Raw genomic sequence first — 16,686 nt, 5'->3', positions numbered from 1 at the left:
GCTCCCGACGCCAAGGCGCCGGGAGCAGGTTCATCACTTCGCGAGCGCTGCCTTTTCGATGACTTCAGCGACTTCCTTCGCATGGACCACGAGCGAGGCATGGCTGCCGGCGACTTCCGTCACCTGAGCCTTCATTGTTGCGGCAAATCACCACCACATCGTTTGAAATGAGCTGCACACGCCAGAACGACATGTTGAGATATTCTTCAAGCGGCCAGAAGGCCGATGGGAGCTATGGAGACACTATGGCTGACACGGACAGAGCATGGTTGGGACGTGGACCAAAACCACGGCGGCTGCGTGCGCAGACAAATATCCCGCCACCCTCGCATTCCAGGCCGACGGCCTACCGCGGCATGCGCGGACCAGGGCAGGGGCACGGTGTGGTGGGATGCAGGAATCTACCGTCTCATTGAAACTTCTCAATCGGCTCCAAGCCGTTGCACCTACCGAGGTGCCAAGCCCGCGCCGTTTTGAAACGCCAACAGCCCAATGCAGAAAATCGCTGCGCCGATCAGCAGCACCAACGGGACCAGGTATGGCGACGAGATGATTTCGAGCACTGGAAATGCTTTGTCTGAAATGAATCGTCTGTAGGCCACCCATCCGGTTGCGACGAGGGGAGTGAAGGCGACGATGAAGTAGAGAGCTCCCAACACCCAGCCAAAGGCAGTCAGATCCCTGGATCGGGTGACCTCTCCTGCGAAGCCAAGAGCGGCAATCGAAACGAACGCGCTCAACGCGCTGACGAGAAGCTCGGCAGCCAGGACGACAATCGAGAGAGTTCCGTTCATTCTTGGATTCCGTTTGAGATGGGACGTCCTTGAGAAGTCGTCCCTGATTCATCCTGTGCCTAATGGCCTCGTAGCATCTAGGCCAGGGTGGCGCCAGGACAGGCGCGCCCGGCAGCCGCATCAGCCACGGTTGAAGTCCTCGAGGTCGCGGATGAAGCGCTCGAAGTTCGGCGCGAGCTCGTGCATGTTCGGGAAGTCGGCGAGATCATCGCCGCCGTCGGGCGGTTCGTTGTCGTGATCCCAGAAATAGACCCGGCCGTAGGACTTCGGTTCGAGGCTCAGGATGAACAAATTGCCGCCGGGGTCGCGCCCGATCGGGCAGCATCGGACCGGGATGCGATCCATGGACCGCCGCATCTCGTACTGCTGGAGGATGCCGGACGTCGCGGTGCCGTGGACCGACAGGATGCGATCGAGAATCGTCACATCATTTTGGGCTTTGATCCGAACGCCGTCGATCTTGAACTCGCCGCCGTCGCTCTGGGCCAGAAACGCCTTGAAGGGCTCGGGGAGTTTGGCGCCTAGGGCAGTCTCCACGCTGGCGATGTCTTGTACCGAAGCCGGTGGCTTGGTCACTTTCAGCAAAGGAAGGTAGTTCATTCGCACCTCTGGCACGGGCCGGGTCGGCGTCGCCTCCTGCCGCCCCGGTTCGATCTACGCCAAATTTCAGCGCGATGTAAGCTCGCTTTAATCGTCGGAGTACTCTATCATAGATTGTTCGAAGCTCCGGCCGTCATACCAGCAACGAGCGTCAAGAGCGGGCGGTGCGAAACCCATCGCGCTTGCAAAACGAGATTGATGGGTATCGCTGCGCTCTACCCATCCTAAGATCGACTGGCCCTTAACGCCGGTGCGCCGCCCGGAAGGTCATCGCGCAAGCAACCTCCCATTGTCCTCGACCAAACGTGGGGCTGCTCCCGACACCGACGTGCCGGGAGCAGGTTCGTCACTTCGCGAGCGCCGCCTTCTCGATCACCTCGGCGACTTGCTTCGCGTGGACGACGAGCGAGGCATGGCTGCCGGCGACGTCCGTCACCTGAGCCTTCATCCTGGCTGCGAACGACTTCTGGGCCTCGGGCGCGATGACCTTGTCCTTCGTGGTGATGACATCGAACGTCGGCTTGTCATGCCAGGCCGCAATGGTGACGGGGGCCTCGAACGCAGCGAGGCTCAATGGAAGCTGCGATTTGGCCAGGTGCTCGGCGATCTCAGGAGGAAGGTCAGCCGCGACCGCCGACGGAAACACCTTGGGATCGATGTACAGATTGCCCTTCGCATCAGGATGGATCGCGTTGCCGCCTTCGGTCGGTGGCCCGGCTTTGGCCAGCGACGCCAGGGATTCCCCGACGTCGGGCGCGAAGGCGGAGACGTAGACCAGCGCCGAGACCTTGGGATCATTGCCGGCTTGCGTGATCACCACGCCGCCCCAGGAGTGGCCGACCAGAACGGTCTTGCCGTCCTGCTTCGCGAGCGCCTGCTTGGTGGCATCGACATCAGCGGCGAGCGAGGTGAGTGGATTTTCCACGAGCGTGACGTTGTAGCCCTTCTTCGTCAGAATATCGGCAACGGGCTGCCAGCTCGTCGGGTCCACGAAAGCGCCGTGCACGAGCACGATGTTGTGGGCTGCTCCCTTGGGCAGCTCAGCGGAAGAAGCGGAGCCGGCCAAGGTCGTTCCGGCCAGGAGTACGGTGGCGGCTGAGAGAAGGATATTTAGCATTGATTGTTCCTGTTGATATGTCGGACGGAATAAGGTCCGGGGGAATGGACAGGCGTTTCCTGCAAGGTCGCGGTTTCTTCCATCCGCCGTTGGCGAAATGGTTGCCGCACATGACGTCGGCCCGCCGCGACATGACCTAGTTCGCGGGCTCCCGGACAGTAGGGATCAATCGTCCGGATGTTGTGTCCGACCGTCCACCGGACTAGCTTCGGCGGCATGGACATCCTCGCCCAAGTGCTCGATCGCGTTCGTCTCGGAGGGACGCTGCTCTTCCACTTCGAGCTCGGCCATCCCTGGAATCTGGAGCTGCCGGCGCGCCCCTACGCGTTGTTTCACTATCTCAGCCGGGGCTCCGCGACCCTCGCGCTCGAGCAGGGACAGGAAATCCAGATGACCGAGGGCGATTTCGTCGTCATCACACGCGGCGAGCCCCATGTGTTTTATTCGGATCGCCGGGCCAAGCCTTTGCAGATTGTGGACCTCGATCGATCGTCGGCACGTCTTGGCGTCGTTCGTCACGGCGGCCGTGCAAAGCCGCTCTCGACCATGATCTGCGGCAATTTCACCGTGTCGCGGCCCTCGTTCAGCAGCGTGCTGGAAATGCTTCCGCCCGTGCTTCTGTTGAAGCCGACGGCGGACGGTGGCTGGCTCGAAGCCATCCTGCGGCGCATGGTGAGTGAGTCCGCGCTCGAGCGTCCCGGCCAGCGCGTCGCGCTCTCACGCCTGACGGAAGTGCTGTTTGTCGAGGTGCTCCGAAGCTGGATCGCGTCTCTCAGTCCCGGACAAGGCGGCTGGCTCGGCGCCATATCGGACCCGCATATCGGACCGGCGCTCAAGTTGATCCACGATAACCCGGAGCGGCCCTGGACGCTTAACGACCTCGGCCAACGCGTGGGGCTCGGCCGCTCGGTATTTTCAGCGCGCTTCACCAAGCTCGTCGGCCAGTCCATGCATCGTTATGTGATCGAACGCCGGATGGCGGAAGCGGCGTTCCTGCTCGAAACCAGCGATGAGCCCATCGCACGGATCGCGAGCCAGGTCGGTTACGAGACAGCGGCGGCGTTTTCAAAACTGTTTCATCGACATCATGGCATGTCGCCCGGCCGCTACCGGACCGCTCAACGCCTTGATGGAAGCCAAGGACAACCGCACGGTGCGGAAGTGAACGTCTCCGATTGAACGAGCGTCAGTTGCTCGGCCGCGCTTTCATCTCGCTCTCATTGCCGGTGCTCAATTGTCGCACCTTCGGTGTGAAGCATCTCACACGCACGCTCGCGTCAATGCTGCGATAGAGTACCTGTTGTGATTGAACGTGGTGAATTTAGTCGATTTGACACACCCGTCATCACATCAGCCTCAAATGAGCTGCACACGCCAGAACGGCATGTTGAAATAGCCTCCAATCGGCCGCTCGGCCGATGAGAGCTATGGAGACACTATGGCTGACAAACACGAACAGAGCATGGTTGGTACGTGGACCAAATCCACGTCGGCTGCGTGTGCGGACAAGTATCCCGCCACTCTCACGTTCTCGACCGGCACCTACCGCGGCATGCGCGGCGAAGGGCAGGGCATGGTGTGGTGGGACGCGGGAATCTACCGTCTCGAAGATTCCAACACACTCGTCGTCGGGACGGCGACTGATGAACTTGTGACCTATCGCATTTCACTCAAGGCCGACCGATTTGAGTTTACGGATTCAGAGGGCTGTGTCGTGACCTATCGGCGCGCGTAGGACTGCGCACGCCACAGCTGACCGAAATAACGCGGGCGTACCCGCGAACGAGCCCGATGCTCACGTCGATCGCCTCCACCTTTCAACGAGGAGAAGACGACATGTGCAATTGCTCAGAGCATGAAGCGAGTGGCAGCCTTTCCAAGATGACCGCGGCATCGGTCGAGCCCGCGATGAAGCCGCAGGTCCCGCTGTCGCGCCAGATCAGCTTCAGCGACGAGGAGTCCGGCGATCAGCCGGCCTCAACCGATCTGCAGCCGTTTCCGCCGTTCAGGCTCTGCAGGCTCGACTTCCGCGAAGGCTGCTATCAGATCAACTTCAGGCCGACCGCGGGCTTCGTGACCTTCGAAGGCACGCTGCGCGTCGATCGCTCGGCGCCCGACGGCGGGGCGGATCATCTGATCGTCAGCGGCGATCTCTACTCGCGCCGGCCGGTGATCGGTCCGATCCCGCCGGTGGGGCCCGTGCTGCCGGTGGGCGACGCGGACGGAGATGAAGCGGCGGCGGATTCGGGACTGACGAGCCTCGCCGGTTCGCTCAGTGCGCTCGATGAACCCCTGATTCCGTTTCCGATCCGCAGGCCGCGGATCCCCATCTTCCCCCGCGCGCGCTATCATTCCTATCTCAGGGTGACCAGCGTGTCCGCGCCCGTCGCGGTCCCGCTGCCGAAGAAATGCGAGCTGACGATTGTCGCCGAGCAGTTCAATTACACGCAGCCGCCGGCCGGCCAGTTCAAGGGCACGTTCCCGGCTTCGCCGTCGCGCACCGTGACGATGAAGCTTGCAAAGGTGCCGGCGCCGTTTCCGTTCTCCCTGACCGGCGGGCCGTTCTACCAGGGCCGGCTGTTCGAGGGCGGCGTGGACAAGGGCAGCGTCACGCTCGCCTGGGTGTCGAAATTCTTCCGCCGCGCGACGCTGGAGATCGACACGCTGGTCGGAGCCGTCCGGCCCGCGCCGGTGCCTGACGGTGCCGGCGGCACCGAGTTCTTCGACACGGTCTTCGCGAAGACCGGCTGGCAGCTGTCGGTGGTGCAGGACCAGCTCAACGTCCCGGTGCCCGCAGGCGTGGTGGCGACCAATTGCTGGAGCTCTGCGGATCTGCACGCGCTGATGACGACCGTGCGCAATCCCGCGACGAATCTGGACACCGAATGGCACGTGCACATGATCGTGGTGCCTGCAAAACTCGGCTGCTCGCGCGGCATCATGTACGATCAGATCGGCGTTCCCCGCGAAGGCTGTGCCAGTTTCTCCGATGACGGCTATCCCGTCTCGGACTCCTCGAACTTCGGTCTCGCCGCGAACAAGAAGCAGCGCGACGTGCCGCGCGCGTTCCTGCGCAGCGCGACCCACGAGCTGACGCATACGCTGAACCAGATCCACCAGGAGCAGGAGACAGCGGCCGACAACTCGATCATGACCACGACGCCGAGCGTGGCGGACGTGCTCGGCGGTCCCGCGACCGGCGCGCCTGGCGTGTTCCCGGATCAGATCGCGCTCGCGCACAACACCAACGTCCGTCATCACCTCAACCACATGCCGGATCCGGTCATTCGTCCGGGCGGATGGCCGTTCGCAAGCTGGTTCCCGACCGGTGCGCCGCAAGCCGCCGACCGGCACGATTTCGAACCTTCCGAGCTGGCGCTGACGGTGACGGCCACCACCGACCGCGTCGCGCTCGGCCAGCCGCTGGATCTGACCTGGACGATGACGAACACCAGCGGCGTGTCGCTGCGCGCGCCGAACGACGTCAGCACCGAGGCCCTGTTCGCGTCGATCACCGTCACCGACGGCGAGGGGCGCGAACGCCCGGTCAGGCCCTTCGTGATCCTGTGCGAGCACGCGAAGCTGGCCGAGCTCGAGCCCGGCAAGAGCGTCACGGCTTCGGCGAAGGTGTTCTGGAGCACGGCGGGCTTCGCCTTCGAGAAGCCGGGCCGCTACCGCGTCGACGTCGCCGTGTCATGGTCGGCGCAGGGCGTGATGGTGGGCGTGCAGTCGGGGGTCGACGTGTTCGTCGACTATCCGACCAGCGCGAGCGACAACCATTCAGCCAATCTCGTGCTGCATCCCGAGGTCGGCAAATGGGTGGCGCTCGGCGGCGATGCCTATCACCTCGGTGAAGCGTGCCGGCGGTTGCAGGCGCTCAGCCAGACCGCCGCGCCGTCAGGCGCGCGCGCCGCAATGGCTGCGGCCGGCGACGATACGACCGCGCCGCGCGCGATCGACGGTTTTGCGGACATGCTGCCGGATCGCGCCAAGCTCGCCAAGTTGCGTCCCGAGTTGGCTGCAGAAACAGGCAGCCGTACGCCACGCGGACCGGCGCGAGCAGCCGCCCCAGGCCGCAAACGCGCGGCGAAGGCAAAGGGGCGCGCGGGGCGGAAGCGGTAAGCCGTTTCGCTGAAGCCCGGTGAAGACCGTTGGTGTCATGGACGAGCGCACCTGCGACTGTGTCGTCGCAGGTGCGCCGTCACCTCTGCCGACGGCGACGCGAAAGCGCGACTCTTTGGCCACGGGAAAGGAAAACGAAAACGTGGAAAGGGTATCGCTGCAACGAAACGGTGGCGGCCGGCCGCATTGTTGATCAAGTCTCGGCAGACAGAGCGCCGGACATGATCTCAGGTGATGACCCCATGGACTCGCATCCCCATATTCTGCCGCCAGTCGCAATTTGGCTTGAACGATGGCGTCTGGTTCCGGACGGGGCACTGCTGACCACCCATTCCAGCTGGGTTCTGCCGGTTCGACATGACGGCCGGCCTGCAATGCTCAAGGTTGCCCGTATTCCCGATGAGGGGGCGGGCTATCGCCTTCTGACCTGGTGGGACGGTCAGGGCGCTGCCAGGGTCTTTGCCTCGACCGCGGACGCTCTGCTGATGGAACGGGCCTCGGGAGCCGGCGATCTCGCGCAGATGGCCTGGTCGGGCCGGGACGACGAGGCATGCCGGATCCTCTGCGACACGACGGCGCGGCTGCACGCAACGCGGCCGGGCGCGCTTCCTGACCTGCACCCGCTGGAAGACTGGTTTCAGCCGCTCTTCCAGCTGGCCCCGGACCACGCGGCACTCGCGCCCGCCGCCGACATCGCCCGCGAACTCCTGGCCGCGCCACACGCCATCGGTCCGCTGCACGGCGACCTGCACCACGAGAATGTGCTCGACTTCGGTGAGCGGGGATGGCTGGCGATCGACCCGCACGGGCTCGTCGGCGAACGAACATTCGACTATGCCAACATCTTCACGAACCCCGATCTCAGCGATCCCAGCCGGCCGCTTGCGACCCTGCCGGGTCGACTGGAGGCCCGGCTGGATATCGTGGTCGCCGTGACGGGACTTCAGCCCGAGCGGCTGCTTCGCTGGATCGTTGCGTGGACGGGGTTGTCGGCAGCCTGGTTCATTGGCGACGGCGACGAGCAGGGCGCCGCTATCGACCTGACCATCAACGCAATCACTCGCCGCCTGCTCGATGAGCCTCGGCGCGCGAGTGCTCGCTCATAACGCGGACCCGCGCGAGCGGCCGCGCCAGGGCTGCACGGCCCCCCGGCGCAAACGCCGGATGTGGATCATGCCATCCCATGATACGTCATCCGCACCGCTGCCTCCGGAGTTCGTGTTCATGTCCGCCGCAACCGCCCCCAACCAACAGCCCGCGACTGCCACCGAATCCGACCCCGAAACGCTCGGCTGGATGAAGGGCTTTCCGCCGGCGCCGGAGCGGACGATCACCTTCCAGAACGGCTCGTTCCGCAGCTTCCCCGAGCTGCGCTGGGCCTGGAGCAATGTGCGCCAGCTGGTGCCGACCGTGAATGTCTGGCGTGGGGCAGGGCCTGCGTCCGTGTTGCCGCGGGAAGACCATGACATCGGCGCGGTCGCCTCGACCACCATGGACGGCCGGCCCATGACGTTCGCAAGAATGCTGGAGGAAACTTATGCCGACGGCATCGCCGTGCTGCATCGGGGCAAGCTGATCTATGAGCGCTATTTCGGCGCGCTGAAGCCGCATAAGCCGCATATCGCGATGTCGGTGACGAAATCCTTCACGGGCGTGCTGGCCGGCATTCTGGTCACCGAGGGCAAGATCGATCCGCAGGCACAGGTCACGGATTATGTGCCGGAGCTGAAGGCCAGCGCGTTCGGCGATGCGCGCGTGCACGAGGTCATGGATATGACCACGGGGCTCGAATACACCGAAATCTATACCGACAAAAATTCGCACGTCTGGGGCTTGCGGCGTGCCAACGGCATGGCGCCGATTCCGCCTGACTATGACGGTGCGACCAATATCTTCGATTTCCTCGTCGCGCAGACGAAGCAGGGCGAGCACGGCAAGGTCTTTGCCTACAAGACCGTCAATACCGACGTGCTGGCCTGGATCTGCCGGCGCGTCAGCGGCATGACGTTGTCCGAGCTTCTCTCCGAGCGCATCTGGACGCCGATGGGCGCGGAGGAGGACGCGCATTATCACGTCGATCGCATCGGTACCGAGAGCGGCGGTGGCGGCCTCTCGACCAGCTTGCGCGATCTCGCCCGCTTCGGTGAGACCATGCGCAATCACGGCCGCTTCAACGGCCGACAGATCGTGCCGTCACAGGTGGTCGAGGACATCGCGCGCGGCGGAGACCCCGAGAAGTTCAGGCCGGCCGGCTACAGCACGCTGCCGGGCGCGTCGTACCGCAATCAATGGTGGGTCACGCACAACGCCCACGGCGCCTATATGGCGCGCGGCGTTCACGGCCAGGGCATCTACGTCGATCCCAAGGCCGAGATGGTGATCGCGCGTTATGCGTCGCACCCCGTCGCGGGCAACGCCGCCAACGATCCCGTGACCCTGCCGGCGTACATGGCGCTGGCGAAGCAGCTGATGGCTGGCGGGTAACCGCGCACGACCTGGCATCCTCGTAGCCCGGATGGAGCGCAGCGTAATCCGGGACAGACCAGCCGCATCACGAGGCTGCACGTGTGGTAAGAATCCCGGATTGCGCTGCGCTCCATCCGGGCTACGGGGGCCCAAAACCGCAAGATCGGTCGAGCACTTCACGGCGATCCGCACCACACTAAAGCCGCCACGGAGGAGGGACGATGAAGGCGGCGCTGCAAAACTATCAGGACCGGATGCGGCGGGTGCTGGACCATATCGACCGGCATCTCGACGACGATCTGGACCTGGATACGCTGAGCAGCGTTGCAGCCTTCTCGAAATTTCATTTCCACCGGCAGTTCTCGGCGACCTTCGGGTTGTCCGTGCATCGCTATGTCCAGCTGGCCCGTATGAAGCGCGCTTCCTACCTGCTGGCCTACAGTGACGCCCCTGGTGTCACTGACATCGCGATGGACGCCGGTTACGACGCACCGGACGCCTTTGCCCGCGCCTTTCGACAACGGTTCGGGCAATCGCCGTCGTCGTTCCGCAACTCTCCCGACTGGGAGCCGTGGCTTGTGGCCTTCGGGCCTCTCGACAACGCGAGGAGCAAGCTCATGAAGACTTTTACTACCGACGACGTGACGATACGCGATGTGCCGCCGACGAAGGTCGCGATCATGGAGCATCGGGGCGACCCGGCGACGCTCGGCGACACCATCCGGCGGTTCATCGCGTGGCGAAAGAAAGCTGGCCTGCACCCCAGGACAAGTCCGACCTTCAATGTCTGGCGGTCCGAACGGCGTCCTTCCTCGCCCGCCGCTTACAGCACGGACCTCTGTGTCGGGACCGACCAGCCGATCGAGGCGAACGGCGAAGAGATCAAGGCCGGCGAGATCCCGGGCGGACGCTGCGCGGTGCTGCGGGTCGTCGGCTACACCGACAATCTGGAGCCCGCCGCGCTCTACCTCTATCGCGACTGGCTCCCGGCCAGCGGCGAGGAAGCACGCGACTTTCCGATCTATTGCCAGCGGCTGAGCTTCTTCCCGGAGGTGCCGGAGCACGAGACGGTTGCGGACGTTTTCCTGCCGCTGAAATAGCCCTCAGACGGCGGACGAACTGGCAATCAATTAATTCGCGCGCTGCACACAGCGGCACGGTCTCACTAATATAAGAGTTGACTTATATTAGTGAAGGCCGATACTCGCCATTGCGCGAAACGATGCGGAGGGATGCAATGGAAATCGACGTCGCCAGGGTCTTGGGGCTTGTCACGCGTTCGGTGAAGAATTTCGAGAAGGATGGAAAAGCAGCCAGCACGGTGACGCTGACGCGACTTTACGAGACCAGCGTCGACGATCTCTGGGACGCAGTGACCAGCCAGCAACGCATTCCGCGCTGGTTCCTGCCGGTCGAGGGAGACCTCCAGCTGGGTGGAAGGTACCAGCTGAGGGGGAACGCGGGCGGCACCATCACGGCATGTACGCCGCCGACGCATTTTGCAGCGACGTGGGAATTCGGCGGCGGGATGAGCTGGATCGACGTCAAGCTGGCAGCAGAACGAGATCAGGCGCGTCTGACGCTGGAGCACACCGCAATCATCGAGGACCATTGGAATCAGTTTGGTCCAGGTGCGGTGGGTATCGGTTGGGATCTCGCCATCGCGGGACTGGAGCGATATGTTGCGACCGGCGCATCGGTCGACCACGAGACGGCCGAGGCTTGGATGGGCTCTCCTGCCGGCAAGGAATTCATGACGACAAGCGGTGAATATTGGTGCGCGGCGCATGTCGCAAGCGGGGTCGATCCTGATACGGCGAAGCAGCGCTCCGACCGCACCATCGCCTTCTACCGCGGCGAGATGCCGCCTGACGTCGCACATCCGGGCGCAGGAAGCTGATGCACGTCTTCGAGGTCCTCGCCGATCCGGTGCGCCGTCGCATCCTCGAGCTGCTCGCTCCGGGGGAGATGGCGTCCGGTGAGGTCGTTGAAGTGATCGGGGCCGAGTTCGGGATCACGCAGGCGGCCGTGTCGCAGCATCTCAAGGTGCTGCGCGAGAGCGGTTTTGCGACAGTTCGGGCAGAGGCGCAAAGACGACTCTATTCGGTCGATGGTGCGGGGCTTCGGTCGGTGGATGCGTGGATCGGTCAGTTCAGGAATTTCTGGGAGCCGAAGCTGGACGCGCTGGCGACTGAGATCGCGCGCGGCAAACGGGAGCGTCGTCACGCGCCGATGACCAAACGGAGCGGGAAGAGGGCGTGAGCTCTATGATTTGGGATGGGTTTCGCTGCGCTCTACCCATCTGCCGCGCTCATCTGCCCAGCGCTATCGCGATGCGCGAGGCCAGCAGCTTGACCGTTCCGCGCTTTCCATATCAGCGCATTTTCGTCCCGCGCGTACGCTTGTCATCAACGTGAACGCGCGTTTTGCCGGCAGCGGCCGGGCGGGCCTTCACGTGATCGATGAAGGCTCTCAGTTTCGGCATCGTTTGATGACGGCTCGGATAGTAGAGAAATACGCCCGGCGCCATTGGCGCGAAAGACTTCAGGACCTGTACGAGCTTTCCCGTCTTCACCAGGCTGGCGGCGATCGGCGCGGGCACTTGCGCAAGTCCCATGCCTTCCACGGCGGCGCCAAGCATGGTGGGAAAGTCGTGAGCAATCAGCGGCCCCGAGACGATCGCTTCGACTGTCTTGTTGCCTTCGACAAGAGACCACGGCGCGATCGATCCGTTGCTGCGGCGAATGCGCAGGCATGCGTGCCGACGCAAGTCGTCGATACGCTCGGGCCGCCCGTGCCGGCGTAGATAGTCGGGGCTGCCGACGACCACGAACGGAAAAGGGGGCGTCAGCCGGACCGCGACCATGTCGGTGGCGATGAACTGGCCCATCCGGACGCCGGCATCAAACCCCTTGGCCGCGAGGTCGACCAATTCCTCGCCTGCGGCGATCTCCACCTCGACCTCGGGATAGGCCTGGCAGAAGGATGCGATCAGCGGCTCCAGCAGGATCGGTACCACCGCGCGCGGCACGGTGAGGCGCAACAGTCCAGTCGGTCGTTGCCCAAGATCGCGCGCAACCTCGCTTGCGGCGACGAGCTCCTCGAAAGCCGGTTTTGCGCGCGAGAGGAACCGCGCGCCGGCCTCGGTCAGGCCAACACTGCGTGTCGTGCGTATGAACAAAGCTGCGCCGACACGCGCCTCGAGCGCACGGACCGCCTGGCTGATGGCCGATGGCGTGACCCCGAGCTCCGCGGCTGCCCGGCGGAAACTGCGGTATTGGGCGACGCGCAGGAACGCTTCGACGCCATCGAGCGCGCCTTGTCTGACTGTGAAGTTCTGCTTCATAGCCTATCAACATTATCCCGAATAGTCGCTCGCGACAATCGATCGTATCTCTCGCTCGCAGATCGGGAGCGTCGCTGATGGCGGACATTTGCGACATCAGCGCCATCTCAGAGAACAAAGGAGACCGCCGTGGCTCCGGGAAGCGAAACCGATGAAAGTCATCCGTAAATTTGTCGTCATGCTCACCCTAACCCTGATGGGAGCGACTTCCATGACCGATCCATCCGTTGCCCAAGCACAAGCCATCTCACAAGCCATGTCGCCCACAACCACCGGGGTGATGGTGATCCTGACCGTGAAGGCTGGCGTCACGCGCGAGCAGGTCATGGCCGTCATGCCGGCTGAAATCCGGCAAACCGTGCAGCTCTATCTCGATGGGAAAATACGCGAGTGGTATTCGCGTGGCGATGGGCGCGGAGTTGTCCTCTTCGTCGATGCCAGGGATATCGCCGGGGCACACGCGATCATGGAAGACCTCCCATTGTCCAAGCAAGATCTGATGGACCACGAGTACATCGCAATCGGCCCGCTTTTGCCGCTCCGCTTGCTCATGGCCAATCCTGAGCGTCGGCAATAAGGGCGAGACCCGGATGGAGGACGGCCGATGACCACCGACGCTGCTCCCGCTGCGATCGTGCCGCCGCTTCGGGCCTGGCATAGCCTGCTTTGGACCGTCCCACTGACGGCACTGTGACGTGGTTGATCTGCGCGCTAGTCGCGATCTGATTGGAGGCCAACATGACGACAGAAACGCTCTTCCGGATACATCTTGCCCTCGGTTATGTCGCATGGCTACTTTGCTTCGGCACGTATGCCTGGCCCTGGCTCAGGTCGATGGACAGGCTCGACGCGCACCGTGCCATCGCCACTCTGCACAGCTTTCGCTTCTTCGGGCTCGTCTTCATCCTTCCCGGCGTCGTGAGCCCGGACCTCCCGGCTGGCTTCGCGGTGTTCGCTGCCTGGGGCGACTTCGCGACCGGGGTGCTGGCCATGCTGGCGCTTCTCACGGTGAGGATACGCACGCTCTTCTGGCTGTTCGTCGTCGCCTTCAATCTCGCAGGGGCGATCGACCTCGTCGTCGACTACTACAACGCCATCCAGGTCGGCCTTCCCGCGCATGCGGAGTGGCTTGGCTCAACCTACGCGATCCCGATCATCTACGTGCCGCTGCTGATGATCACGCACGTCACCGCATTCTATTTTCTGACACGCCCTCGGGTCGACGTCGGGGCCGTGGTACTGGCCGGCGCGGGCTGAGACGAACCAGGCCTCTCGTGCAAGGCGTCGTCGGCTACACCAGACAATCTGGAGCCCGCCGCGCTCCACCTTTATTGCGACTGGCTTCCGGCCAGCAGCGAGGAAGCGCGCGACTTCCCGATCTATTGCCAGCGGCTGAGCTTCTTCCCGGAGGTACCGGAGCGTGAGACGGTTGCGGACGTGTTTCTGCCGCTGAAGTAGCGCTCCCTTGTAGGATGGGTAGCGCGAAGCGAAACCGATCAATACCGCGCGTCGATCGCGATGGGTTTCGCTGCGCTCTCCCCATCCTGCGCGTTCTGCCTCAAGAACCCGTCCCCGTCACATGCACCTGAACCTTATCCTGAGAGCCCGCCACAGGCGGGCGTCTCGAAGGATGGCGTCAGGCGAGATAGGGGCCTGCATGGTTCGAGACGCGCTTCGCGCTCCTCACCATGAGGGTCTTCGAACCTTCGCTGCAAAGTTGCTAACCGGCGCTCTACCCATCGTGCGCGCTCATCTCCCCAGCGCCATCGCGATGCGCGAGGCCAGAAGCTTGACGATGAAGCCTGGCGAATAGCTTCGATAGCTCGGCACATCATCCGACAGCACGACGCCATCCGGTTTGAATTTCGTGCAAATCCGGGCCTGAAGCGGCGGGAGGTCGCCGTGAAATCGCGCCCGGTAGGCCGAGACCCAGTGCGGGCCTCGATCGAAATTCACGAACATCGCTGAATTGCAGCACGTCGCGACAACCCTGTTGGTCGGCGACGTGTCCTTCAGCTTACGAGGCTGCAAATGTTCGGCTCCCCTGGAGCATTCGAACCGGTCTTTGCGATAGAGCATATAGGCCGTCCCGCCGTCTGGATCGCGCACGGCGGGCGAATTCGGCAGCGCTTCGATCTGCGCTGCGCCGTTCTGGCAGTCGTCGCAATAGCAGGCGGCGCTGACAATCGGCTTGCCGGACGCTCGGACTTCGACGCTGCCGCAGGCGCATGTTGCGGTCATGGTAGGGGCGCTGGTCATGGGCTGGCATCTCATGGAGTTCGTGGAGGGTTTCAAGCTGCTTCAGCTCGTAGGACGGATGAGCGAAGCGGAATCCGACATTTCGGCGCGACGAAAATTGGCGGATTGCGCGTCGTTCACCCGCCTTACGGTCGCGACATCTTCTCGAACTTCTTCACCAGCCGCTCGCGCTTGAGCCGCGACAGCCGCTGGATCCAGAACATCCCATCAAGCTGGTCGATCTCGTGCTGGTGGCAGACCGCGCGCAACGCCTCCGATTCCTCGCTTTGCACGTTGCCGTCGAGATCCCAGTAGCTGATCCGCACGCGCGCGTGGCGCTGGACCTCGTCGTTGACGCCGGGCATCGAGACGCTGCCTTCCTTGTGCAGGATCATCTCGGGCGAGGCCCATGTGATTTCCGGATTGACGTAGATCTGCGGGCCCGCCTTGGCGTCGAGCTCGAGCACGACGACGCGCAAGGGCACGCCGATATGCGGCGCCGTGATGCCGATGCCGGGCGCGGCGCGCATCGTGTCCAGCAGGTCCGCTGCAAGCTCGCGCAGGCCCTCGTCGAAGGCGGTGACGGGGCGGGCGGGGATCGCGAGGCGGCGGTCGGGGTAGCGGACGATCGGGCGAATTGTCATGCAGGCTCCTACCACTCACGGATGGTTGAAGCACCCGTTCTTGACGCTCTACCAACTAGAAGGTAGTGAACTCCGCCATGACCAACGTTTCCTCGACGGCCGACGACATCCTGGCCTGCGCGCGCACCCTGATCATCGCGGGCGGCTATAACGGCTTCAGCTACGCCGACGTGGCTGACGTCGTCGGCATCCGCAAGCCGAGTATCCACCACCATTTCGCCAGCAAGGTCGATCTGGTCCGCACCCTCGTGTCGCGCTATCGCGCGGAAGCCGAGGCGGGACTGTCCGCGCTCGAACGCAATGTCGCGGACCCTCGCGAGCAGCTCAAAAGCTATGTCGGGTATTGGGAGGCGTGCATCAATGATGCGACGGCGCCTTTCTGCGTGTGTGCGTTGCTTGCTTGCGAGCTACCGATTCTGCCGGAGGAGGTGGCGCTTGAAGTCCGCGCGCATTTCCGTTCGCTCGCGTCGTGGCTGACCTCGGTGATGGAGCGCGGCAAGCGGAAGGGGCAGCTGCAGCTCTCCAGCGCAGCGAAGGTCGAGGCTGAAGGCTTCATGGCGACCATTCACGGCGCGATGCTGTCGGCGCGTGCCTATGGCGATCCAAAGATGTTCGGCGTGATCGCCGGGCCGCTGCTGGATCGGTTGTCCGCCAGGCACTGAAACATTTCGACGAGACGACAATGACACGCCCGCAGGCACGCTGGGGCGGAGGGCGACTTGTTGCGCGCGAAGACTACCATCTAGTAGGTAAAGGAGAAAGTGCAGTGACGCATCATCAATTGGATCTCGTTCGGGCCGACCGCGAGCAATGGCTGAAGCTCTACTACTTCATCCGGGCGGCGTTCTCCGTCGCCTGGGTCGTTGCCGCGTTTGCCGTCGGGCCGTCATCTGCGGCGATCGCCGGAGCCTTGCTCGTGCTCTATCCCGCATGGACGCCGCGGCGAATGTCGTGGACGCGCTCCGCAGCGGCGGCTTGAAACAAAACCGGACGCAGGCGTTCAACGTCCTAGTTAGCCTGGCGACCACCGTCGCGGTGCTCGTCACCTTGCAGATGAGCATGAACCTTGTGCTTGCCGTGTTCGGAGCATGGGCGATCCTGTCCGGCCTGCTCCAACTGGGGACGGCCATCCGGCGCTGGAAGAGTTTCGGCGCGCAGTGGGCCATGGTGCTCAGCGGTGGCCAGTCGGCCCTGGCCGGCGGCTTCTTCATCTTTCAGGCCACGACGCCGATGTCTCCAACGATCGCGAATGTCGCGGGCTACGCTGCAGTCGGCGCGATCTACTTCCTGGTCTCGGCGGTATGGTTGACCGTGACCGAGTGGCGGCGTGGCGCGGCCATGTGAGGCGTCGCTGTTGCC

At 63.6% G+C, this 16,686-nt stretch carries 18 protein-coding genes and 3 pseudogenes; 13 read left to right on the top strand and 8 right to left on the bottom strand.

Annotated features, from left to right (window positions below):
* Window positions 1-33: 33 nt before the first annotated feature.
* The 5 genes and pseudogenes from AC5ZFO_RS18540 to AC5ZFO_RS18520 all read right to left on the bottom strand — a co-directional run.
* Window positions 34-147: pseudogene (locus tag AC5ZFO_RS18540) on the bottom strand (alpha/beta hydrolase); the annotation flags it as partial.
* Between the two features lie 299 nt (window positions 148-446).
* Entirely contained in the window at window positions 447-794 is a 348-nt protein-coding gene (locus AC5ZFO_RS18535) for a hypothetical protein (protein WP_282522174.1), read from the bottom strand.
* A gap of 120 nt (window positions 795-914) precedes the next feature.
* Window positions 915-1,394 carry an SMI1/KNR4 family protein gene (locus AC5ZFO_RS18530; RefSeq protein WP_282522175.1) on the bottom strand — a complete coding sequence of 160 codons (480 nt, stop codon included), beginning with the start codon at window positions 1,392-1,394 and terminating at the stop codon, window positions 915-917.
* Window positions 1,395-1,740: 346 nt separating this feature from the next.
* Window positions 1,741-2,511 (bottom strand): alpha/beta hydrolase, encoded by a 771-nt coding sequence (locus AC5ZFO_RS18525; protein WP_496122288.1) that lies wholly within the window; start codon window positions 2,509-2,511, stop codon window positions 1,741-1,743.
* 165 nt (window positions 2,512-2,676) lie between these two features.
* On the bottom strand, window positions 2,677-2,802 hold the full coding sequence (locus tag AC5ZFO_RS18520) for a hypothetical protein (protein WP_282522428.1): 126 nt from the start codon (window positions 2,800-2,802) through the stop codon (window positions 2,677-2,679).
* Between AC5ZFO_RS18520 and AC5ZFO_RS18515 the strand changes: the two genes are divergently transcribed.
* From AC5ZFO_RS18515 to AC5ZFO_RS18480, 8 genes are all read left to right on the top strand, one after another.
* Entirely contained in the window at window positions 2,746-3,690 is a 945-nt protein-coding gene (locus AC5ZFO_RS18515; RefSeq protein WP_282522417.1) for an AraC family transcriptional regulator, read from the top strand. The two genes, AC5ZFO_RS18520 and AC5ZFO_RS18515, sit on opposite strands and share 57 nt — an antisense overlap.
* Window positions 3,691-3,949: 259 nt before the next feature.
* Window positions 3,950-4,246, top strand: a complete 297-nt coding sequence (locus tag AC5ZFO_RS18510; RefSeq protein ID WP_282522177.1) for a hypothetical protein — start codon at window positions 3,950-3,952, stop codon at window positions 4,244-4,246.
* 101 nt (window positions 4,247-4,347) lie between these two features.
* On the top strand, window positions 4,348-6,633 hold the full coding sequence (locus AC5ZFO_RS18505) for a hypothetical protein (RefSeq protein ID WP_282522178.1): 2,286 nt from the start codon (window positions 4,348-4,350) through the stop codon (window positions 6,631-6,633).
* A 242-nt stretch (window positions 6,634-6,875) separates the two neighbouring features.
* Window positions 6,876-7,739, top strand: coding sequence for an APH(6)-I family aminoglycoside O-phosphotransferase (locus tag AC5ZFO_RS18500; protein WP_282522179.1), 864 nt, complete (start codon window positions 6,876-6,878; stop codon window positions 7,737-7,739).
* A 118-nt stretch (window positions 7,740-7,857) separates the two neighbouring features.
* Window positions 7,858-9,117 (top strand): serine hydrolase domain-containing protein, encoded by a 1,260-nt coding sequence (locus AC5ZFO_RS18495; RefSeq protein ID WP_282522418.1) that lies wholly within the window; start codon window positions 7,858-7,860, stop codon window positions 9,115-9,117.
* A gap of 203 nt (window positions 9,118-9,320) precedes the next feature.
* Window positions 9,321-10,199 carry an AraC family transcriptional regulator gene (locus AC5ZFO_RS18490; protein WP_282522180.1) on the top strand — a complete coding sequence of 293 codons (879 nt, stop codon included), beginning with the start codon at window positions 9,321-9,323 and terminating at the stop codon, window positions 10,197-10,199.
* Between the two features lie 137 nt (window positions 10,200-10,336).
* Complete coding sequence (locus tag AC5ZFO_RS18485) at window positions 10,337-10,999, top strand: SRPBCC family protein (protein ID WP_282522181.1); 663 nt, start codon at window positions 10,337-10,339, stop codon at window positions 10,997-10,999.
* Window positions 10,999-11,361, top strand: coding sequence for an ArsR/SmtB family transcription factor (locus AC5ZFO_RS18480; protein WP_039149669.1), 363 nt, complete (start codon window positions 10,999-11,001; stop codon window positions 11,359-11,361). The genes AC5ZFO_RS18485 and AC5ZFO_RS18480 overlap by 1 nt, the downstream gene beginning before the upstream one ends.
* A gap of 112 nt (window positions 11,362-11,473) precedes the next feature.
* Here the strand turns inward: AC5ZFO_RS18480 and AC5ZFO_RS18475 are convergent, their stop codons facing one another.
* Entirely contained in the window at window positions 11,474-12,445 is a 972-nt protein-coding gene (locus tag AC5ZFO_RS18475) for a LysR family transcriptional regulator (RefSeq protein WP_496122287.1), read from the bottom strand.
* A 151-nt stretch (window positions 12,446-12,596) separates the two neighbouring features.
* On the opposite strand from AC5ZFO_RS18475, the gene AC5ZFO_RS18470 reads away from it, so the two are divergent.
* From AC5ZFO_RS18470 to AC5ZFO_RS18460, 3 genes and pseudogenes are all read left to right on the top strand, one after another.
* Complete coding sequence (locus AC5ZFO_RS18470) at window positions 12,597-13,022, top strand: hypothetical protein (protein WP_282522183.1); 426 nt, start codon at window positions 12,597-12,599, stop codon at window positions 13,020-13,022.
* A 161-nt stretch (window positions 13,023-13,183) separates the two neighbouring features.
* The gene (locus AC5ZFO_RS18465; protein WP_282522184.1) at window positions 13,184-13,702 is read left to right on the top strand and encodes a DUF8737 domain-containing protein; all 519 of its coding nucleotides are present in this window, start codon (window positions 13,184-13,186) and stop codon (window positions 13,700-13,702) included.
* A 42-nt stretch (window positions 13,703-13,744) separates the two neighbouring features.
* A pseudogene (locus AC5ZFO_RS18460) lies at window positions 13,745-13,903 on the top strand (GyrI-like domain-containing protein); the annotation flags it as partial.
* A 291-nt stretch (window positions 13,904-14,194) separates the two neighbouring features.
* On the opposite strand, the gene AC5ZFO_RS18455 reads toward AC5ZFO_RS18460, so the two are convergent.
* Window positions 14,195-14,704 (bottom strand): GFA family protein, encoded by a 510-nt coding sequence (locus AC5ZFO_RS18455; protein WP_282522185.1) that lies wholly within the window; start codon window positions 14,702-14,704, stop codon window positions 14,195-14,197.
* A gap of 125 nt (window positions 14,705-14,829) precedes the next feature.
* Window positions 14,830-15,327: a peptide deformylase gene (locus AC5ZFO_RS18450; RefSeq protein WP_282522186.1), complete on the bottom strand. Its 498-nt coding sequence runs from the start codon at window positions 15,325-15,327 to the stop codon at window positions 14,830-14,832.
* 77 nt (window positions 15,328-15,404) lie between these two features.
* On the opposite strand from AC5ZFO_RS18450, the gene AC5ZFO_RS18445 reads away from it, so the two are divergent.
* Complete coding sequence (locus AC5ZFO_RS18445) at window positions 15,405-15,989, top strand: TetR/AcrR family transcriptional regulator (protein WP_282522187.1); 585 nt, start codon at window positions 15,405-15,407, stop codon at window positions 15,987-15,989.
* Between the two features lie 104 nt (window positions 15,990-16,093).
* Window positions 16,094-16,671: pseudogene (locus AC5ZFO_RS18440) on the top strand (DUF308 domain-containing protein).
* Window positions 16,672-16,686 lie beyond the last annotated feature (15 nt).

Source organism: Bradyrhizobium sp. Unk1 (assembly GCF_059512345.1).
This window is presented reverse-complemented; position numbering and strand designations above follow the sequence as displayed.